Source organism: Microbispora sp. H10830, from assembly GCF_014161375.1.
GTDB lineage: Bacteria > Actinomycetota > Actinomycetes > Streptosporangiales > Streptosporangiaceae > Microbispora > Microbispora catharanthi.
This window is the reverse complement of sequence record NZ_JABBWX010000011.1, coordinates 48365-67952: the sequence shown is the minus strand read 5'-3', so window position 1 is coordinate 67952 and position 19588 is coordinate 48365. Positions and strand designations below refer to the sequence as shown.

The 19588-nt window shown below is 72.9% G+C and carries 16 protein-coding genes; 12 read left to right on the top strand and 4 right to left on the bottom strand.

Annotated features, from left to right (window positions below):
• Nucleotides 1-61: 61 nt before the first annotated feature.
• The 6 genes from valS to HHX35_RS26250 all read left to right on the top strand — a co-directional run bounded on the left by valS (nucleotide 62) and on the right by HHX35_RS26250 (nucleotide 6545).
• Complete coding sequence (gene valS / locus HHX35_RS26275; protein ID WP_182901401.1) at nucleotides 62-2602, top strand: valine--tRNA ligase; 2541 nt, start codon at nucleotides 62-64, stop codon at nucleotides 2600-2602.
• A 242-nt stretch (nucleotides 2603-2844) separates the two neighbouring features.
• Complete coding sequence (locus HHX35_RS26270; RefSeq protein ID WP_182901400.1) at nucleotides 2845-4077, top strand: AI-2E family transporter; 1233 nt, start codon at nucleotides 2845-2847, stop codon at nucleotides 4075-4077.
• A 49-nt stretch (nucleotides 4078-4126) separates the two neighbouring features.
• Complete coding sequence (gene dut / locus HHX35_RS26265) at nucleotides 4127-4564, top strand: dUTP diphosphatase (protein WP_030505484.1); 438 nt, start codon at nucleotides 4127-4129, stop codon at nucleotides 4562-4564.
• Between the two features lie 48 nt (nucleotides 4565-4612).
• Nucleotides 4613-5293, top strand: coding sequence for a DUF3710 domain-containing protein (locus HHX35_RS26260; protein ID WP_182901399.1), 681 nt, complete (start codon nucleotides 4613-4615; stop codon nucleotides 5291-5293).
• Between the two features lie 174 nt (nucleotides 5294-5467).
• Nucleotides 5468-5860, top strand: coding sequence for an OB-fold nucleic acid binding domain-containing protein (locus HHX35_RS26255; protein ID WP_182901398.1), 393 nt, complete (start codon nucleotides 5468-5470; stop codon nucleotides 5858-5860).
• A 16-nt stretch (nucleotides 5861-5876) separates the two neighbouring features.
• Nucleotides 5877-6545 carry a DUF3159 domain-containing protein gene (locus HHX35_RS26250; RefSeq protein WP_182901397.1) on the top strand — a complete coding sequence of 223 codons (669 nt, stop codon included), beginning with the start codon at nucleotides 5877-5879 and terminating at the stop codon, nucleotides 6543-6545.
• 60 nt (nucleotides 6546-6605) lie between these two features.
• Here the strand turns inward: HHX35_RS26250 and HHX35_RS26245 are convergent, their stop codons facing one another.
• A complete protein-coding gene (locus tag HHX35_RS26245) occupies nucleotides 6606-7274 on the bottom strand; it encodes a TrkA family potassium uptake protein (RefSeq protein WP_182901396.1) in 669 nt (222 codons plus the stop codon).
• On the bottom strand, nucleotides 7274-7942 hold the full coding sequence (locus HHX35_RS26240; RefSeq protein WP_139574636.1) for a TrkA family potassium uptake protein: 669 nt from the start codon (nucleotides 7940-7942) through the stop codon (nucleotides 7274-7276). Before HHX35_RS26240 ends, HHX35_RS26245 begins: the two co-directional genes overlap by 1 nt.
• A gap of 106 nt (nucleotides 7943-8048) precedes the next feature.
• Between HHX35_RS26240 and HHX35_RS26235 the strand changes: the two genes are divergently transcribed.
• Together HHX35_RS26235 and HHX35_RS26230 are read left to right on the top strand one after the other, a co-directional pair.
• A complete protein-coding gene (locus tag HHX35_RS26235) occupies nucleotides 8049-10091 on the top strand; it encodes an APC family permease (protein ID WP_182901395.1) in 2043 nt (680 codons plus the stop codon).
• A complete protein-coding gene (locus HHX35_RS26230; RefSeq protein ID WP_259405419.1) occupies nucleotides 10088-11356 on the top strand; it encodes a class I SAM-dependent RNA methyltransferase in 1269 nt (422 codons plus the stop codon). The genes HHX35_RS26235 and HHX35_RS26230 overlap by 4 nt, the downstream gene beginning before the upstream one ends.
• 13 nt (nucleotides 11357-11369) lie before the next feature.
• Here the strand turns inward: HHX35_RS26230 and HHX35_RS26225 are convergent, their stop codons facing one another.
• Nucleotides 11370-11918: a TetR/AcrR family transcriptional regulator gene (locus tag HHX35_RS26225; RefSeq protein WP_182901394.1), complete on the bottom strand. Its 549-nt coding sequence runs from the start codon at nucleotides 11916-11918 to the stop codon at nucleotides 11370-11372.
• A gap of 137 nt (nucleotides 11919-12055) precedes the next feature.
• On the opposite strand from HHX35_RS26225, the gene HHX35_RS26220 reads away from it, so the two are divergent.
• Nucleotides 12056-13021, top strand: coding sequence for an NADP-dependent oxidoreductase (locus tag HHX35_RS26220; protein WP_182901603.1), 966 nt, complete (start codon nucleotides 12056-12058; stop codon nucleotides 13019-13021).
• 128 nt (nucleotides 13022-13149) lie between these two features.
• Here HHX35_RS26220 and HHX35_RS26215 read toward each other — a convergent pair whose 3' ends face one another.
• A complete protein-coding gene (locus HHX35_RS26215; RefSeq protein ID WP_182901393.1) occupies nucleotides 13150-14319 on the bottom strand; it encodes a hypothetical protein in 1170 nt (389 codons plus the stop codon).
• Between the two features lie 92 nt (nucleotides 14320-14411).
• Between HHX35_RS26215 and HHX35_RS26210 the strand changes: the two genes are divergently transcribed.
• The 3 genes from HHX35_RS26210 to HHX35_RS26200 all read left to right on the top strand — a co-directional run bounded on the left by HHX35_RS26210 (nucleotide 14412) and on the right by HHX35_RS26200 (nucleotide 19461).
• Nucleotides 14412-15329, top strand: coding sequence for an LLM class F420-dependent oxidoreductase (locus HHX35_RS26210; protein ID WP_182901392.1), 918 nt, complete (start codon nucleotides 14412-14414; stop codon nucleotides 15327-15329).
• Between the two features lie 107 nt (nucleotides 15330-15436).
• On the top strand, nucleotides 15437-16978 hold the full coding sequence (locus tag HHX35_RS26205) for a 3' terminal RNA ribose 2'-O-methyltransferase Hen1 (protein WP_182901391.1): 1542 nt from the start codon (nucleotides 15437-15439) through the stop codon (nucleotides 16976-16978).
• Entirely contained in the window at nucleotides 16975-19461 is a 2487-nt protein-coding gene (locus tag HHX35_RS26200) for a polynucleotide kinase-phosphatase (RefSeq protein ID WP_182901390.1), read from the top strand. Before HHX35_RS26205 ends, HHX35_RS26200 begins: the two co-directional genes overlap by 4 nt.
• Nucleotides 19462-19588: the final 127 nt, after the last annotated feature.

The following is a 19588-nucleotide window of genomic DNA, read 5'->3' as shown; positions in this document are numbered from 1 at the left end:
CTCGATAACGACCTTAGTGTCTCCCCGCGGGGTGACGGTCCACGCCATACCATGTGGTGGCATGACCGAACAGCGACTCCCCGCAGCCATGCCCGAGAAACCAACACTCGACGGCTTGGAGGCGGTATGGGTAGCGCGCTGGGAGGCCGAGGGCACCTACCGGTTCGACCGATCCCGGAGCAGGGACGAGGTCTACTCCATCGACACCCCGCCGCCCACCGTGTCCGGGTCCCTTCACGTGGGGCACGTCTTCTCCTACACGCACACGGACACGATCGCCCGCTACCAGCGGATGCGGGGGCGCGAGGTCTTCTACCCGATGGGGTGGGACGATAACGGCCTGCCCACCGAGCGCCGCGTGCAGAACCACTTCGGCGTGCGCTGCGATCCCTCCATGCCGTACGACCCGGGCTTCACGCCGCCGGAGAAGCCGGACGCCAAGCGGCAGGTGCCGATCTCGCGCCGCAACTTCATCGAGCTGTGCGAGCGGCTGACCGCCGAGGACGAGAAGGCGTTCGAGGAGCTGTGGCGCCGCCTCGGCCTGTCGGTGGACTGGTCGATGACCTATGCGACCATCGACGCCGATGCCCGGGCGGCATCCCAGCGCGCGTTCCTGCGCAACCTCGCCCGCGGCGAGGCGTACGTCGCCGAGGCCCCGACTCTGTGGGACGTGACGTTCCGCACGGCGGTGGCCCAGGCCGAGCTGGAGGACCGGGAGTGGCCCGGCGCCTTCCACCGCATCGGGTTCGAGCGTCCGGACGGCGACGGCGCCGACGGCATGGTGTGGATCGAGACGACCCGGCCCGAACTGATCCCGGCCTGCGTGGCGCTGGTCGCCCACCCCGACGACGAGCGTTACCGGCCGTTGTTCGGCACCACCGTCCGCACCCCGGTCTTCGGGGTCGAGGTGCCGGTCGTGGCCCACCACCTCGCCGAGCCCGACAAGGGCTCGGGCATCGCGATGATCTGCACGTTCGGCGACGTCACCGACGTGACCTGGTGGCGCGAGCTCGACCTGCCCACCCGGCCGGTCATCGGCTGGGACGGCCGCCTGCTCCCCGAGCCGCCGCAGGGCGTCCCGGCCGAGCCGTACGCCGAGCTGGCCGGCAAGACCGTGCACAGCGCGCGCGAGCGCATCGTGGAGATGCTGCGCGAGTCCGGCCACCTGGACGGCGAGCCGCGCAAGATCCAGCGGCCGGTGAAGTTCTACGAGAAGGGCGACCGGCCTCTCGAGATCGTCACCACCCGGCAGTGGTACATCCGCAACGGCGGCAGGGACGCCAAGCTGCGCGCCGAGCTCCTGGAGCGCGGCCGGGAGCTGGAGTGGCACCCGCCGCACATGCGGGTCAGGTACGACAACTGGGTGGAGGGCCTGGCGGGCGACTGGCTGATCTCCCGTCAGCGGTTCTTCGGCGTGCCGATCCCGGTCTGGTATCCGCTCGACGCCGACGGCGAGCCGATCTACGAGGCGCCGGTCGTCCCGCCGGAGTCGGCGCTGCCGGTGGACCCGTCCAGCGACGTCCCGCCCGGCTTCTCGGAGGACCAGCGGGGCAAGCCGCTCGGCTTCACCGCCGACCCCGACGTCATGGACACCTGGGCGACCTCCTCGCTGAGCCCGCAGATCGCGGCCGGGTGGGAGCGCGACGACGACCTGTTCCGCCGCGTGTTCCCGATGGACCTGCGGCCCCAGGCCCACGAGATCATCCGCACCTGGCTGTTCTCCACCATCGTGCGGTCGCACCTGGAGCACGGCGGGCTGCCCTGGCGGCACGCGGCGATCTCCGGGTGGATCCTCGACCCCGACCGCAAGAAGATGTCGAAGTCCAAGGGCAACGTGGTCACGCCCATGGGCCTGCTGGAGGAGTACGGCTCCGACGCGGTCCGCTACTGGGCGGCGAACGGGCGCCCCGGCACCGACACGGCGTTCGACACCGGGCAGATCAAGATCGGCCGCCGGCTGGCCATCAAGATCCTCAACGCGTCGAAGTTCGTGCTCGGCTTCCGGTCCGAGGGCGGCGGCGAGGTCACCGAGCCGGTCGACCTGTCCATGCTCGCCGCGCTGGGGGCGGTCGTCGCCGAGGCCGCCGAGGCGTTCGAGTCGTACGACTACACCAGGGCGCTGGAACGGACCGAACGCTTCTTCTGGTCGTTCTGCGACGACTACGTGGAGCTGGTCAAGGCCCGCGCGTACGACGGGGACGCCTCGGCAGTCGCCGCCCTGCGGCGGGCGCTCGGCGTGCTGCTGCGGCTGTTCGCGCCGTTCCTGCCGTTCGTGACCGAGGAGGTCTGGTCGTGGTGGCGCGAGGGCTCGGTGCACCGCGCCGCCTGGCCGTCCCCGGACGAACTGCCCGAGGCGCGATACGGCGATCCCGCGGTGCTGGACGCCGTGGCGGAGGTGCTCCGCCGGGTGCGGCGGGCCAAGTCCGAGGCGCGGCTGTCGATGCGGGCCGAGGTCGCCCGGCTGACCGTGTCGGGGGACCAGACGGACCTCGTCCGGGCGGCCCAGGACGACCTGTGCGCGGCCGGCAACGTCGAGGAGTTCGTCCTCGAACCCGGTGACGGCCCGCTCGACGCGGTCGCCGAGCTAGGTCGTGTCCCGTGAGGCCACCGCCGGCCACCGCCGCGCCCCCGGGGTGACGACGGTGGCCGGCGACGCTTTGGGGCGTTCCAGGGCATTCCCGGGCGTTTCTGTGCGCGGCCGGGGGTCCGCGGAGGGTTGGTGGCGAAACGACCGCCATACGCGGGTAAAACGACTGCGCGTCCCGCCCGCCGACATGCCAGGCTGGATCCGTGATCCCGTCTAACCGCAGTACCACCGAGAGGGTTCCGCCGACACTGGCCACGATGGCCGCGTGGAGCTGGCGGCTGCTGCTGCTCGGCGGGATGGTCTACGTTCTGTGGCTGATCATCGAGAGAATCAGCTTCGTCGTCATGCCGGTGGTGGTCGCGCTGCTGCTCGCGGCCCTGCTTCACCCGCTGACCCGGCGGCTGCGCGCCACCGGGCTCCGGCCGATCTACGCGACGTGGATCACGATGCTGCTCGGCCTCGCGCTGATCGTCGGCATCGGGTTCCTGATCGGCGTGCGAGCGAACGAGGAGTTCCCCCGGCTGGTCCTGCAGATCCAGGTGACCGTGCGCAACGTGCAGGACTGGCTGCTGCACGGGCCCCTCCATCTGAAGGAGGCGCAGATCGCCGACTTCGTGGACCAGCTCAGCAGCCAGGTGACCCAATACCGCAGCCAGATCACCAGCACGCTGCTGAGCGGCGCCACCGCGGTCGTCGAGGTGCTCACCTCCATCGTGCTGATCCTGTTCGTCACCTTCTTCCTGCTGAAGGACGGCGACCGGATCTGGACCTGGTTCCTGCGCTCCTTCGGCCGCGCCGCGCCGCGCGTGGACCGGGCGGGCCGTGCCGCCTGGGCGACGATCTCCCACTACGTGCACGGCACGGTCGCGGTCGCGGCCATCCACGGGCTCGTGATCGGAGTGGTGCTCGCGGGGATGCAGGTGCCGCTGTGGGCGCCCCTCGCGGTGCTGGTCTTCGTGGCCAGCTTCATCCCGATCGTCGGCATCCTGTTCGCGGGCACTATCGCGACGCTGGTGACCTTCGGCTCCCGGGGCTGGTTCCTGGCGCTGATCTTCGTGGGCATCCTCGTGGTCGAGCAGCAGCTGGAGAACCACGTGCTCCAGCCGCTCATCGTGGGCCGGGCCCTGGAGTTCCATCCCCTGGCGATCATCCTCGTCCTCGCGGTGGGCGGCGTGCTCGGCGGCATCGCGGGCGCCGTGGTGGCCGTGCCCCTCACGGCGGTCATCTACCGCGCGCTGCCCGAACTGCGCCGCGGCCAGCCGGCCATCGAGCCACCGGCCGAAGGCGGCCCGCCCGGCGCCGCGGAGGCCGGAGCCGGGGACGTGCCCCCGCACCCGGAGGCCGGCGCCGAGGAGCTCGCGCACTCTCACGCGTCCCAGCCCGCCGCCTCAGGGCACAGCGAGCAGAGCGGACAGGGCGGGCAGGAGCCGGAGACGGCACGCCCGTCCTCCGGAGTGGGAGAGGCGGTGTCCCCCCAGCGCAACGGGTAGGGTCTTGCCTCATGAGCGACCGCATCAGGGAACACGTCGAGGCCGCCCGGTGAGCGTCGAGATCCTGATCCACCGGCTCGACCCGGACCTTCCGCTCCCGTCGTACGCGCATCCGGGCGACGCCGGGGCCGACCTGTACGCGGCGGAGGACGTCGAGTTGCTGCCCGGCGAGCGGGCGGTTGTGCGGACCGGCGTCGCCATCGCGCTGCCGGACGGGTACGCCGCCTTCGTCCATCCGCGTTCGGGCCTGGCGGCCCGGCACGGCGTCACGCTGGTCAACGCGCCGGGCACGATCGACGCCGGCTACCGGGGCGAGATCAGGGTGACGATGATCAACACCGATGCCAAGGACCCGGTACGGCTCCGGCGCGGCGACCGCATCGCCCAGCTCGTCGTCCAGCGGGTGGAACGGGCCGCGTTCTACGAGGTCGACCGGTTGCCCGGCTCCGTACGGGGCACGAACGGGTTCGGCTCGACGGGGAGCTGACACCGCGGGGCCCGGGAACCGGGCCACGATGCGAGGAGAGTGAGAGAAGTGGTGCGACGCCGGCAACGCGCGGAGGAGGAGACCGCACAAGCCGTCGTGCGGGGGGAGAGCCTCGCCCCGGCGCGGACGACGGGCCCCTGGGACGCCGATGACGACTACCCGCAGGCCGAGCGCGTGGACCTGGGTGGCCTGCGCCTGCCGGTCGGCCCCGGATTCGAGATCCAGCTCAGCATGGCGGGCGACCAGGTCGACGGTGTGATCGTCCTGGTCGAGGAGAGCGCCCTGCAGGTGAACGCCTTCGCCGCGCCCAAGCGCAGCGGGATCTGGGACGAGGTACGCGCCGAACTCGCCCGTGAGGTGGTGGCCGCCGGCGGCTCCGCCGAGGACCGGGACGGCCCGTTCGGCCCCGAGATCGCGGCCGAGGTGCCCGCGCAGGGCCAGGCGCAGGGACGGCAGCCGGTGCGCTACGTCGGCGTCGACGGGCCGCGCTGGTTCCTCCGCGCCGTGATCAGCGGCAGGGCGGCGGTCGACCCGGAGGCGGCGCGGATCCTGGAGGACGTCGTGCGCGGCATCGTCGTCGTGCGCGGTGACGAGCCGATGCCGCCCAGGGAGGCGATCCAGCTTCGTCTGCCCGCCGAGGCCAGGCAGGCCATGGAGGAGCAGCAGGGATCCGGGCGGGAGGAGTTCCGGCCCTTCGAGCGCGGTCCGGAGATCAGCGAGATCCGCTGACCCCCGTCCGGGATGCGCCGGTTGACCGAATCGGGGGCAAGCCCATCCTGACCGTCCTTCTGGCCCGTAAGCGGCTCACGTATGCTGCGGTGGGAAACGACCGGCCTAGGCTGGAGCCAGGACGACGAATCCCTCCGAAGGGGATCGCGAACGAGGAAGCTGGGTGAGTGACCGATGGGCACGCCGGAGCCTGCCAGACGCGGCGGACTGCGGGGCTTCTTCCGAAGGCTGGCCACCAGCCAGGCCGAACTGGAGGCCGCCGAGCTCCAGGAGGACCTGGAGCAGCAGGGGGCCACTCCCATCGCGCGGTGCGGTGAGCGCCAGCGGACGTGCGTGGCGGGTACGCTGCGCACCGTGACCCTCCGCCCGCGCGGCGGCGCGCCCGCCCTCGAGGCGGAGCTGTACGACGGTTCGGACGTGATCGACCTGGTCTGGCTCGGCCGCCGGAAGATCGCCGGCATCGAGCCGGGCCGGGTGGTGCGGGCCGAAGGGCTGGTCAGCGTCCAGGACGGCCGCAAGGTCATGTTCAACCCCCGCTACGAGCTACGCCCGGCCGGTGGCCCTTGATCTCTCAGGAGACCGTATGAGCACAGCGGACATGACGGCCCCCGCGGCGCACGCCACCGTCGAGGCGGCGGTTCGCGCCCAGATGAGCAAGGCGCTGGGCGGCAGGCGCGGGATCGTCGAGGCGGCGGTGCCCACGATCGCCTTCACCGGCACGTGGATGGGCACCAACGAGCTGAAGGCCTCGCTGATCGTCGGCGTCGCCTCGGCGGTGGTGCTCCTGCTGGTGCGGCTCGCGCAGCGCACGACGCCGCAGTTCGTGCTCAACAGCCTCGTCGGCATCGGGATCGGCGCGTTCTTCGCGGCACGCACCGGCGACGCCAAGGACGTGTTCCTGCCGGGGATCCTCTACAACGCGGCCTACGCCGCCGGCATGCTGCTGTCGATCGTGGTCCGCTGGCCGATCGTGGGCTTCCTGATCGGCTCGGTGACCGGCGACCCGACGGCCTGGCACAGCGACACCGCGCTGGTCCGGCTGTGCTCGCGGCTCACGTGGCTGCTCATGCTGCCCTGCCTGCTGCGGGTGGTGGTCCAGCTGCCGCTCTACTGGGCGGACCAGGTGACCGCCCTCGGCGTGGCCAAGATCGCCCTGGGCTGGCCGCTGCAGGTCGCGGGGCTCGCCGCGATGGTGTGGGTGCTCGCCCGGGGCCGCACCCCGCTCGAGCCGCCGGCGCAGCCGTCCGTCTGACACTCAGGCGGAAACGACTCAGGCCCCGGGCACGCGCCCGGGGCCTGAGTCGTGTGCGGGTCAGGGACGCTCGTGGGCCGACAGCAGCTCGGTGAGCTCCTGCTCGACCTCCTGGCTGGCCACGAACAGCAGCTCGTCGCCGGCCTCCAGCGGGTCGTCGGCCGAGGGGACCAGCACCCGGCCCTCGCGCAGGATCGCCACGAGGGCGGCGTCCACCGGCCACGGCACCGACCCCGCCCGCTGGCCCACCACCGGGGCGTCATCGGCCAGCGTGAGCTCCACCAGGTTGGCCTGGCCCTGCCGGAAGGTCATCAGGCGCACCAGGTCGCCGACGCTGACGGCCTCCTCGACCAGGGCCGACAGCAGGCGCGGGGTGGAGACGGCGACGTCCACGCCCCACGACTCGTTGAACAGCCACTCGTTCTTGGGGTGGTTGACCCGGGCGACCACCCGCGGCACGCCGTACTCGGTCTTGGCGAGCAGCGAGACCACGAGGTTGACCTTGTCGTCGCCGGAGGCGGCGATCACGACCTGGCAGCTGTTCAGCCCGGCCTCGTCCAGCGAGGAGATCTCGCAGGCGTCGGCGAGCAGCCACTCCGCCCGCGGCACGCTGTCGATCTTTATGGCGCGGGGGTCGATGTCGATGAGCAGGACCTCGTGCCCGTTCTCCAGGAGCTCCGCCGCGATGGAGCGGCCGACGGCTCCGGCGCCGGCGATGGTGACGCGCATCAGTGCTCCTCGTCGGACGGCGGGGCGGACAGCACCTTGTTGATGCGGTCCATGTCGTTCTCGGCGGCGACCAGGTGGAGGAGATCGCCCTCCTGGAGGACGGTCGCGTCCTTCGGCACGAGCGCCTCGCCCATACGGTTGACGAAGGCCACCCGCGCGCCGGTGACGTCCTCGATCACCCTGGCCCGGGTGCCGATCCAGCCCTGGTGGAAGGCCACCTCGGCGAGGACGACCGTGCCGGTCGGGTCCCGCCAGAAGGGCTCGGCGCCCTCGGGCAGCACCCGGCGCAGGATCTGGTCGGCGGTCCAGCGGACCGTCGCCACGGTGGGGATGCCGAGCCGCTGGTAGACCTCGGCCCGGCGGGGGTCGTAGATGCGGGCGACCACGTTGTCCACGCCGAACATCTCCCGCGCGACCCGGGCGGAGATGATGTTGGAGTTGTCCCCGCTGCTCACGGCGACGAAGGCGGCGGCCGAGGCGATGCCGGCCTCTTCGAGCACGTCGCGGTCGAAGCCGATGCCGGTGACCCTGCGGCCCCGGAAGCCGGCCCGCAGCCGCCGGAAGGCCTGCGGGTCGCGGTCGATCACGGCGACCGAGTGCCCGTTGTCCTCAAGGATGTGCGCCAGAGTCGAGCCGACCCGTCCGCATCCCATGATCACAATATGCATGCTCCCCCGCCGTGGCTTGTGGCGGTCTCCTAATGCAGACAGTATGTCGCCACTGCCGGGCACCGCATGACCCGGGCACGGCGCCGGGGGACTAGGCTCAACAGACGTGTCGAAGGTGCCAGATCTTGTCAAGCGGCTCCTCGTGGGGCGGGCTCTGCGGAGCACCGCGCTCCACCATCAGCTGCTGCCCAAGCGCGTGGCACTGCCGGTCTTCGCCAGTGACGCGCTGTCCTCGGTGGCGTACGCGCCGCAGGAGATCCTGGTCATCCTGTCGATCGGCGGGGTCAGCCTCTACAGCGTCAGCCCATGGGTCGCGGCGGGCGTCGTCCTCGTCATGCTCACGGTGGTCGCCTCCTACCGGCAGAACGTGCACGCCTATCCCAGTGGCGGCGGCGACTACGAGGTGGCGACGACGAACCTGGGACCGACCGCGGGCCTGACCGTCGCGAGCGCCCTGCTCGTCGACTACGTGCTGACCGTGGCGGTGTCGGTCGCCAACGGCGCCGACTACGTGGGTGCGACGATCCCCTTCGTCGCCGAACACCGTCCACTGGTCGCGATAGCCATCGTCGCACTCTTGACGATCATGAATCTGCGCGGCCTCAGGGAGTCGGGTGTCGCGTTCGCCGTTCCCACCTACGCCTTCATGATCGCGGTCATCGGCATGGTCGCGTGGGGCCTGTTCCGGCTGATCGTGCTCGGCGACGACCTGCGCGCCCCCACCGCCGACTACCGCATCATCGGGCAGCAGGCCGATCTCGCTGGATTCGCGATGGCGTTCCTGGTGCTGCGCGCCTTCTCGTCCGGATGCGCCGCGCTCACCGGTGTCGAGGCGATCAGCAACGGCGTGCCGGCCTTCCGCAAGCCCAAGAGCAAGAACGCCGCGACGACGCTGCTCATGATGGGCCTGATTGCGGTCACGATGTTCAGCGGGATCATCTTCCTCGGCCTCCAGTCAGGCGTGAAGCTGACCGACCCGGCGTTCGTGGCCAGGAACATCATCATCGACGGGCACCCGGCCGGGCCCGGCTACTACCAGCAGCCGATCATCGCGCAGGTCGCCTCGGCCGTCTTCGGCCACGGCTCGTTCCTGTTCGTCGTGATCGCCGCGGTGACCGCCCTCATCCTGTTCCTGGCGGCCAACACCGCGTTCAACGGTTTCCCGGTGCTCGGCTCGATCCTCGCCCAGGACCGTTACCTGCCGCGCCAGCTCCACACCCGGGGCGACCGCCTCGCGTTCAGCAACGGCATCGTCATCCTCGCAGCCGGGGCCTGCCTGCTGATCTGGGCGTTCGACGCGGACGTGAGCAAGCTGCTCAACCTCTACATCGTCGGCGTGTTCGTCTCGTTCACCCTCAGCCAGATCGGCATGGTCCGGCACTGGACCCGTCACCTGAGGACCGAGACCGACGCGAGGGCGCGCTTCCACATGATGCGCTCGCGGGTGATCAACGGCTTCGGCGCGGTCATGACCGGGCTCGTGCTCGTCGTCGTGCTCGCCACCAAGTTCACGCACGGCGCGTACATCGTCTGCATCGCGATGCCGGTGCTCTTCCTCATGATGAAGGGCATCAGGAGGCACTACGACCGGGTCGCCGAGGAGCTCGCCGCGCCGGAGGGGCACGAGGCCGACGAGTCGCTGCTGCCCGCCCGCAACCACGCGATCGTGCTCGTCTCGAAGATCCACAAGCCGACGCTCCGCGCGCTCGCGTACGCCAGGGCGACCCGCCCGTCGAGCCTGGAGGCCGTGACCGTCAGCGTGGACGCCGACGAGGCGAACAGGCTCAGGGAGGAGTGGGACCGGCGCGGCATCGAGGTGCCGCTCAAGATCCTCGACTCGCCGTACCGGGAGATCACCGGCCCGGTGCTCGAGTACGTGAAGTCGCTGCGGCGGCGCTCGCCGCGCGATGTCGTGACGGTCTACATCCCCGAGTACGTGGTCGGCCGCTGGTGGGAGCACCTCCTGCACAACCAGAGCGCGCTGCGGCTCAAGGGGCGGCTGCTGTTCAAGCCCGGGGTCATGGTCACGAGCGTGCCGTTCCAGCTCGCCTCCTCCGACCGCCTCAAGGGCCGCAGGGAGCCGTCCGCTCCCGGCGCCTCCCGCCGCTCCTACCAGTCCCCACCGAAGGACACGCAGATCAAGGCATGACCGACACGAAAGAGGCCGACATGGGCGGCGAACGGCTCGAACTGACGGTGGACGCCGTCGCCAACGGCGGCTGGTGCGTGGCCAGGCACGAGGGCCGGGTGGTCTTCGTCCGGCACGCCCTGCCAGGCGAGCGGGTGGTCGCGGAGGTCACCGAGGAGACCGCGCGGTTCCTGCGGGCAGACGCGGTCGAGATCCTGGAGCCCTCACCCGACCGGGTCACGCCGCCCTGTCCGTTCGCCGGCCCAGGCCGCTGCGGCGGCTGCGACTGGCAGCACGCGTCGCTGGAGGCGCAGCGCCGGCTCAAGGCCGACGTGGTCGCCGAGCAGTTCCGGCGCCTGGCGGGCCTCGACCTCAAGGTCGTGGTCGAGGAGGTGCCGGGGGCGGAGGACGGCCTCGGATGGCGCACCCGCGTGCGGTTCGCCGTGGAGCGGGACGGCACGGCGGGGCTGCGGCGCCACCGGTCGCACGAGATCGAGCACGTCACCGAGTGCCTCATCGCGCACCCCGCCGTCGAGGAGGTCGGCGCCGAACGCCTGGCCTGGCCGGGGGCCGCCTCGGTCGAGGTGGTTGCGGCCTCCGGCGGCGACCGCGCCGTGATCGTCGAACCCGTCCCGCGCCGCCGGGCGGACATCCCGGACGTGGACGCCGCGGTCCTGCTCGACGAGGGCAGGCGGGGCACGCGGGCGCTGCGCGGCCGGGCATCGCTGACCGAGCGGGTGGGCGAGCGGGACTTCCGGGTCACCGCGAGCGGATTCTGGCAGGTCCACCCGGGTGCGGCGGCCACGCTGCTCGGCGCGGTGCTCGACTTCGGCCGGCCCGAGCCGGGGGAGTGGGCGCTCGACCTCTACTGCGGCGCCGGCCTGTTCGCCGCCGGGCTCGCCGAGGCCGTCGGCCCCGAGGGCGCGGTGCTCGGCATCGAGTCCGAGCCGCAGGCGGCGCAGGACGCCCGGTTCAACCTGCGTGACCTGCCGCAGGCGCAGGTCGAGCGGGGCAGGGTCGAGGAGGCGCTCGACCGGCTGCGGATCGAACGGGCCGACCTGGTGGTGGCCGACCCGCCCCGCGCGGGTCTCGGCCGTCCGGTGGTCGAGCGCGTCGCCGGCCTGGAAGCTTCGCGCGTGGTCTACGTCTCGTGCGACCCGGCCACCCTGGCCAGGGACGTCGCCTGGTTCGCCGGGCACGGCTACCGGCTGGAGGACCTGCGGGCCTTCGACCAGTACCCGATGACCCACCACGTGGAGTGCGTCGCGCTGCTCGTCAGGGACTGAGCAGGGCGCCGCCTCACGGGTGGGGCCGGGCCATGCCGGCGACCAGGAGGTCGGCCAGCCTCCGGACCGCCGCCGCCGCGCTTTCGGGCGAACCGGCGCGGAAGGAGGCGATGGCCCTCAGGCCGATCCTCACGTCCTCGACCGACAGTTCGGGACGGACGCCGCCCGCGCTCCGGGCCCGCTCGACGAGCTGCTCGAGCCTTCGGGCCTGTGCGCGGCGCTGCCCGGCGAACGCGGCGCCCGCGGGATGGGAGCCGAGCAGCGCTCCGTTCAACCCGCGGTGCCGCACCTGGCCTTCGGCGAACCGGTGGACGGTCCCGCGCAGCGCGCGCCAGGGGTCGGGGTCGTCCAGGGCGGCACGCATCTGCGCGCGGCACACGGCGACCTGCTCGGCGAGCACCGCGCCGACGAGGTCCTGTCGCGACGGGAAGTGCCGGTAGACGGTCGCGACGCCCAGGCCGGCACGCCGGGCGATCTCGTGCACCGGCAGGTCGAGCCCGTCCGCGGCGAACGCGGCACGGGCGACCGCCACGACGTGCCGCCGGTTGTGCTCCGCGTCCATCCGGGGTTTCCGAGTCAATGTCGTCCGCGCCCCTCTCACTTGCGGCGATCCGAGGCAGCCGCTCCCGTTCGTCCGCCTACCGTGGTCGGCGGCCAGTCGGAACAGCCGGATGGGTGATTATGTTCCCGGATGTGGAAATGTTTGCGGTGCGGTTCGAGCGGTTCGGTCCCCCCGAGGTCCTCGCCGTCGGGGGATTGCCCGAGCCTCACGCGGGTCCCGGCGAGGTGCGCGTCAGAGTCAGGGCCGCCGGGGTCGCACCGGTCGACCTCGCGCTGCGCGCAGGCGCGTCGCCGTCGAGCGCACGACTCTCCCTGCCGCACATCCCCGGCGTCGACGCCGCCGGGGTGATCGACGAGGTCGGCGCGGACGTCACCGGGTTCGCCGCCGGGGACGAGGTCTTCGGCGCCGTCGACGTCTCGCGGCTGGGCGGCGCCGCCGCCGAGTTCGCCGTGCTGGCGTTCTGGGCCGCGAAGCCGCCCTCGATGTCGTGGGAGGAGGCCGGCGCCGCCGGCACGAGCGTCGAGACCGCCACCCGGGCGCTCGACAGGCTCGGCGTACGCACGGGAGCGACGCTCCTGATCGACGGCGCCTCCGGCGGTGTCGGCAGCGTCGCCGTCCAACTGGCGGTCGCCCGCGGCGCCCGCGTGATCGGCACGGGCCGCCCGGAGAACCACGCCTTCATCGCCGGGCTCGGCGCGGTCCCGGTCGCCTACGGGCCCGGGCTCGCCGAGCGCGTCCGCGCTCTCGCGCCCGGAGGGGTCGATCTCGCGCTGGACGTCGCCGGCGCCGGCTCGCTTCGCGAACTCATCGCGATCATCGGTACGCCGGCATCGGTCCTCACCATCGCGGACTTCGCCGGTCCGGAGCTCGGGGTCGGCATCTCCCGCGGTGAGCTCGGCGGCGAGCCGGACGGGCGCCATGGTCTCGCCCTCGCGGCCGCACTGTCGGCGGAAGGGCGCTTCCGCGTTCCCGTGCGGGCGGTGTTCCCCATGGACCGGGCGGCCGAGGCGCACGCGGCCGCCGCGCGAGGGCCACGGCAGGGCAAGGTCGTCCTCGCGGCTCCTCCCTCTCACGGCGAGCACGATGGAGGCGCCTCGATGTGACGGCACGGCGGTGGCGTCCCTGTCGGGTCGCTCGCGGGCCGAGCTACAGAAACCGATCGCGGCTCCGCCCCGCACCCGCGCACACGGGTCGAGCCGCCCGCAGGAAGAGCGCAGGCCGGTGAGAAGGGTCACCAGGGGCGGACGGGACGGGCGCCGGGCGTGACCTCGGGGCGGGCGACGCCCGCGTCGGGGCGTGCCGGCCAGGCCAGGATCCGTACGACCTCGCCGGCCGGTGCGGCGCCTCGCAAGGACAGCCAGCCCAGGCCGTTGCGGGCCCGGAACGCCGCCAGGCGCCCGGCCTCGCCGGGGCCGAGGTCGCCGGGGCCGGCGAGGACCGGCGCGAGGCCCATCCGCCGCCACGCCCGGTCGGGCGGCACGTCCAGCGCCGCGGCGATCTGGAGGCGCGCCGCCCGCGCGGCGACGGCCAGGTCGTGGAGGTTCGAGACGCCGGAGGCGATCGGCACGAGCAGGCCGACGGACTCGATCTCCGTCCCCTCCTCGCGGGCCGCCCGCAGCATCTCCTGGTCGGCGGGCTCCAGGCCGCGCCGGGAGGCGGGGAGCGTGAACGTGACCCGCAGCGGGCGGCCGCGCGCCCGCGCCTCGCGCTGCAACCGGGCGACGGCGGCGGCGCGGCGGCGGACGGCGGCGGGCCCGGCCGACCCACCGGCCTCGAAGTCGACGCCGGGTGGGTCGAGCGCCGTCACGACGTGGCGGTAGGCCGCGAGCAGCCGGGCCGGGTTCTCACAGGTGACCGCCAGCTCCTGCCCGTACGGCCCGCCGAACGCCGGCCACACCTCGCCGCCGTCGGCCCTCAGCCGCTCGATTCGCGCGGCGACGGAGTCCCCGCCCCGCGGTCGCGCCCCCGCCCAGTGAGGAGCGCAGCCGCCCGGGCCTGCGACGATGTGACCGATGGCGAACGAGCGCACCCCCGCTCGCAGCAGTTCCGGGTGCGGCTCCCCGGCGGCGTCGAGGAACCCCCGATAACGGGTCGCGGGCTCGTCGGCGGGGGGAGCGGCGGCGGGCGGGGTCGGCGAGGCGACCGTCTGGCGCGCGGCGACCAGCGTCTCCGGCACCGGGGAGGCCGGACTCCGCGCACCGGTGGGCGCGGCCGTGGCACCCTGCCTGCTTTCGGGCCTGCTTCCGGGCCTGCCTCCGGACGTCGCGTCCCAGCCGCCGGGCGGCGTGGCGGGCAGCGCCCACAGCGCCGCGCCGGTGCCCGCGACGAGCGCGGCCGACGCCAGGAGGACGAGGGAGCGCGGGGGGCGGCCCGCTTCGCGGGAATGACGTGCGGAGTCCACGCTCACCACCCTGAGTTGCGATACGACCACGTTGCGCACAGGCGGCTCGCACTCTAGCAAGTCATGGACGCGGGGGCGGGGATAATGGACGGATGAAATTGAGGATCTTCACCGAACCCCAGCAGGGGGCGAGCTACGACGACCTGCTCAGGGTGGCGCAGGCGGCCGAGCGGCTCGGGTTCGACGCGTTCTTCCGGTCCGACCATTACCTGCGGATGGGCGACGGCGACCCCGCCCCGGGCCCGACCGACGCGTGGATCACCCTGGCCGGTCTCGCGCGGGAGACCTCGCGCATCAGGCTGGGCACGCTGGTGAGCGCCGCGACGTTCCGGTTGCCCGGGCCGCTGGCGATCAGCGTCGCCCAGGTCGACCAGATGAGCGGCGGCCGTGTGGAGCTGGGTCTCGGCACCGGCTGGTTCGAGGAGGAGCACACGGCGTACGGGATCCCGTTCCCCTCCCTGGGCGAGCGGTTCGAGCGCCTGGAGGAGCAGCTCGAGATCGTGACCGGGTTGTGGGCGGCGGCCAAGCCGTTCTCCTTCGAGGGCGCGCACTACCGGCTGGCCGACTCACCGGGGCTGCCCAAGCCGGCGCAGCGGCCCCGGCCGCCCGTCATCATCGGCGGCGGGGGCGCCAAGCGGACGCCGCGGCTGGTCGCGCGGTTCGCCGACGAGTACAACGTGCCGTTCCACCTCCCCGAGGACACCGCCGCGGCCTTCGACCGGGTCAGGCAGGCGTGCGACGCCGTGAGCCGGGAGACCGTCCTGCTGTCGGCGGCGCAGGTCGTCTGCGCCGGGCGGGACGAGGCGGAGATCGCCCGGCGGGCCGCCAACATCGGCCGCGAGGTCGACGAGCTGCGCGTCAACGGGCTGGCGGGCACGCCGCAGGAGATCGTGGACAAGATCGGGCGGTTCGCCGAGATGGGCGCGGAGCGTCTCTATCTGCAGGTCCTCGACCTGCACGACCTGGAGCATCTGGAGCTGATCGCGGCCGAGGTGCTGCCGCACGTGTGAGAAGGGCGCTGCCGCACGTGTGAGAAGGGCGCTGCCGCACGTGTGATAGTGCGGCACGTCTGAAAAGCCATAGCCGGTCGAAGGGGGCATCCGGCACACTTTGCCGGGTGCTCCTCACGATCTCGACGACGCTACGGCCCGCCACGGACCTCGGCTTCCTCCTGCATAAGCACCCCGACCGGGTGCAGGAGTTCGAGCAGTCGTTCGGCATGGCGCGGGTCTTCTATCCGGAGGCGGGCGAGGACCGGTGCACCGCGGCGCTGCTGCTGGAGGTCGATCCGGTGCGGCTGGCCCGTTCGCGGGGCTCGTCCTCGCCCGACTTCTCCCTGGGGCAGTACGTCAACGACCGGCCGTACGCCGCGTCCTCCCTGCTGGCGTCGGCGCTCGCCGACGTGTTCCGCACGGCGCGGACCGGCCGGTGCGCCTCCCGGCAGGACCTCGCGGACGGGCCGATCCCCCTGGAGATCGGCCTGCCCGCCCTGCCGTGCCGGGGAGGGGCCGATCTCGCGCACCGGCTGTTCGGGCCGCTGGGCTGGGAGGTCGGCGCCGAGGCCGTGCCGCTGGACCCCGGCTTCCCCGAGTGGGGCGAGTCCCGGTATGTACGGCTCGCGCTGCGCGGCGACGTGCGCCTGGCCGACGCGCTCAACCACCTGTACGTCCTGCTCCCGGTGCTGGACGACGCCAAGCACTACTGGCTGGCGGGCGACGAGGTCGACAAGCTCGTCCGCGCGGGAGAGGGCTGGCTGGCCGGTCATCCGGACAAGGGGCTGATCACCCGCCGCTATCTCGGCCGGCGGTGGGCGCTCACCCGCACCGCCTTCGCCCGTCTCGCCGAGCTGGGCGACGACGTGGAGGAGAGCCTGGACCCGCCGGTGGAGGAGGAGCCGGGCGCCGAGGCCCCCGGCTCCGCCGCACCGGTCAGCGGAGCCGGGCAGGCGGAGCCCGACATCGCCGACCCCGACATCGCCGACCCCCAGATTGTCGAGCCCCAGATCGCCGAGCCCGGCCGCACGCCCGACGCCGCCCCTGAGGAGCGGGTGCCGCTGAACACGCTGCGCCGGGAGGCCGTCGTGGCGGTGCTGGAGGAGGTCGGCGCCCGCACCGTGCTCGACCTCGGCTGCGGCTCGGGGCAGCTGCTGTCGGCGCTGCTCGCCAAGCCGGCCTTCGCCAAGGTGGCCGGCATGGACGTGTCGGCCCGCGCGCTCGCGATGGCCAAGCGCCGCCTGCGCGCCGACCGGATGCCGGACGCCAAGCGGGCCAGGCTGGAGCTGTTCCAGGGCTCGCTGACCTACACCGACGCGCGCCTGGCCGGGTACGACGCCGCGGTGCTGATGGAGGTCGTCGAGCACGTGGACCCGCCGCGCCTTCCCGCGCTCGAACGCGTGGTCTTCGGCGCGGCGCGGCCCGCACACGTGATCGTCACGACGCCCAACGTCGAGCACAACGTCAGGTACGAGCTGCTCGCGGGGGCGCGGCGCCACCCCGACCACCGGTTCGAGTGGAGCCGGGCGGAGTTCGCCCGGTGGGTGGCGGGCGTGTGCGAGACGTACGGCTACGCGGCCGAATCGCGGCCGGTCGGCGAGGACGACCCCGAGGTGGGCGCGCCCACCCAGATGGCGGTCTTCAGCAGGAGGGAGGAGCGGCCGTGACCGAGATCAGCGTGCCGGAGCTGTCGCTGGTGGTGCTCGTCGGCATCTCCGGGAGCGGCAAGTCGACGTTCGCGGCCCGGCACTTCGCGCCCACGCAGGTCGTCTCGTCCGACTTCTGCCGGGGCCTGGTCGCCGACGACGAGAACGACCAGACGGCCACGCCCGAGGCGTTCGACCTGCTCCACCACATCGTGGGCATCCGCCTGAGGCGGGGCCTCCTCACGGTGGTGGACGCGACCAACGTGCAGTGGGAGGCCCGCAAGAAGCTCATCGAGCTGGCCAGATCTCACGACGTGCTCGCCGACGCGATCGTGCTCGACGCGCCGGAGGAGGTGGCGCGCGCCCGCAACGCGGCCCGCCCCGATCGAGCCTTCGGCCCCCACGTGATCACCCGGCAGCGCAAGGAGCTGCGCCGGTCGCTCGGCAAGATCTCCAAGGACGGCTTCCGCCGGGTCCACGTGCTGCGCGGCGACGAGATCGACGACGTGACCGTCACGTACGAGAAGGCGTGGACCGACAAGACCGACCTCACCGGGCCGTTCGACATCATCGGCGACGTGCACGGCTGCCGGGCCGAGCTGGAGTCCCTGCTGGTGAAGCTCGGCTGGGAGGTCGGGCCGGACGGCGCCGTCCACCCCGAGGGGCGTACCGCGGTCTTCGTCGGCGACCTGGTCGACCGTGGCCCGGACACGCCGGGCGTGCTGCGGCTGGTCATGAGCATGGTCGAGGCCGGGACCGCGCTGTGCGTGTCCGGCAACCACGAGCAGAAGCTGGTGCGGGCCCTCGACGGCCGCAAGGTGCGGGTCGCCCACGGCCTTGAGCGGTCGCTGGAGCAGCTCGCCGCCGAGCCGGAGGAGTTCCGCGCGGCCGCCAGGACGTTCATGGACGGTCTCATCAGCCACTACCGGCTCGACGGCGGCAAGCTGGTGGTCGCGCACGCCGGGCTCAAGGAGGCCTACCACGGGCGGGCCTCCGGGCGGGTGCGGGCGTTCGCCCTGTACGGCGACACGACCGGGGAGACCGACGAGTACGGTCTGCCGGTGCGCTACCCCTGGGCGAACGACTACCGGGGGCGTGCCATGGTCGTCTACGGGCACACCCCGGTGCCCGAGCCGGAGTGGGTCAACAACACGATCTGCCTCGACACCGGCGTGGTCTTCGGCGGGCGGCTGACCGCCCTGCGTTACCCCGAGCGCGAGCTCGTCTCGGTCCCGGCCGAGAACGTCTGGTATGAGCCGGTGCGGCCGCTGGCCGCGGCCACCCCCGCCCGCGATCCCGGCGTGCTGGATATCGGCGACGTGGACGGCACCCGCTTCGTGGAGACGAGGTTCGGCGGCCGGATAAGGATCGCGGAGGAGAACTCCCGCGCCGCACTGGAGATCATGAGCCGGTTCGCCGTGGACCCCCGCTGGCTGGTCTACCTCCCGCCGACCATGGCCCCGCCGGAGACCTCCGCGCTGGAGGGCTACCTGGAGCACCCGGCCGAGGCGTTCGACGAGTTCGCCCGGGCGGGGGTGACCCGGGTGGTGTGCGAGGAGAAGCACATGGGCTCGCGGGCGATCGCCGTGCTGGCGCGGACGCCGGAGGCCGCGGCCCGCCGCTTCGGCGTCGCCGACGGCACGACGGGCAGCGTCTACACCCGCACCGGGCGGCCCTTCTTCGACGAGCGCGTGCCGGAACTGGTGGACCGGCTGCGCGAGGCGGCCGCGCCGCTGTGGGAGGCGCTGGAGACCGACTGGGTGGTGCTCGACTGCGAGCTGCTGCCGTGGTCGGCCAAGGCGGAGGGACTGATCCGCGACCAGTACGCCTCGGTGGGGGCGGCCGCCCGGGTGGCGCTGCCCGAGGCGGTCGCCGCGCTGGAGTCGGCGGCGGGACGTGGCCTGGATGTAGGCGCTCTGCTCGACCGCACCCGCCGCCGTGCCCACAACGCTGCCCGGTTCCGCGACGCCTATGCCCGCTACTGCTGGCCGGTCTCGGGCCTCGACGGCGTACGGCTCGCGCCGTTCCAGATCCTCGCCTGCGAGGGCAGGGCGACGGCGGTGGAGGAACCGCACGAGTGGCACCTGAAGACGCTCGGCCTGATGGACTCGCCGCTCGTCACTCCGACCCGTCACGTCTTCGTCTCCCTCGACTCGCCGGAGGAGCTGGAGGCGGCCGTCGCGTGGTGGACGGCGCTGACCGAGGCCGGGGGCGAGGGCATGGTGGTCAAACCGGCCGCGAATCAGGAGGGACGGGTGCAGCCGGGCGTGAAGGTGCGGGGCCGTGAGTACCTGCGGATCATCTACGGCCCCGACTACACCGAGTCGCTCGACGTGCTGCGGCGCAGGTTCACCGGCAGGAAGCGGTCGCTGGCGCTGCGGGAGCACGCGCTCGGCCTGGAGGCGCTGACGCGCCTGGCCGGGGGTGAGCCGCTGTGGCGGATCCACGAGGCGGTCTTCGCCGTCCTCGCGCTGGAGTCCGAGCCGGTCGACCCCCGTCTTTGAGACCGGACGGCCCCCTGGTGCGGCCCCCCGGTACGGTCTCCCGCTCACGCGACGGGAGCCGTACCCGGGGGCCGTGGTCAGGGAGCCGGGTCCAGGGGACAGGGCTCAGCGGGACAGGGTTCAGCGG

What these genes read in the sequence shown, in the direction of transcription:
- HHX35_RS26250 (WP_182901397.1), top strand. Translation starts at nt 5,877, where the DNA reads ATGAGCACAGCGGACATGACGGCCCCCGCGGCGCACGCCACCGTCGAG.
- HHX35_RS26270 (WP_182901400.1), top strand. Translation starts at nt 2,845, where the DNA reads ATGGCCGCGTGGAGCTGGCGGCTGCTGCTGCTCGGCGGGATGGTCTAC.
- HHX35_RS26240 (WP_139574636.1), bottom strand. Translation starts at nt 7,942, where the DNA reads ATGCATATTGTGATCATGGGATGCGGACGGGTCGGCTCGACTCTGGCG.
- HHX35_RS26225 (WP_182901394.1), bottom strand. Translation starts at nt 11,918, where the DNA reads ATGGACGCGGAGCACAACCGGCGGCACGTCGTGGCGGTCGCCCGTGCC.
- HHX35_RS26210 (WP_182901392.1), top strand. Translation starts at nt 14,412, where the DNA reads ATGAAATTGAGGATCTTCACCGAACCCCAGCAGGGGGCGAGCTACGAC.
- HHX35_RS26230 (WP_259405419.1), top strand. Translation starts at nt 10,088, where the DNA reads ATGACCGACACGAAAGAGGCCGACATGGGCGGCGAACGGCTCGAACTG.
- HHX35_RS26245 (WP_182901396.1), bottom strand. Translation starts at nt 7,274, where the DNA reads ATGCGCGTCACCATCGCCGGCGCCGGAGCCGTCGGCCGCTCCATCGCG.
- valS (WP_182901401.1), top strand. Translation starts at nt 62, where the DNA reads ATGACCGAACAGCGACTCCCCGCAGCCATGCCCGAGAAACCAACACTC.
- HHX35_RS26220 (WP_182901603.1), top strand. Translation starts at nt 12,056, where the DNA reads ATGTTTGCGGTGCGGTTCGAGCGGTTCGGTCCCCCCGAGGTCCTCGCC.
- HHX35_RS26255 (WP_182901398.1), top strand. Translation starts at nt 5,468, where the DNA reads ATGGGCACGCCGGAGCCTGCCAGACGCGGCGGACTGCGGGGCTTCTTC.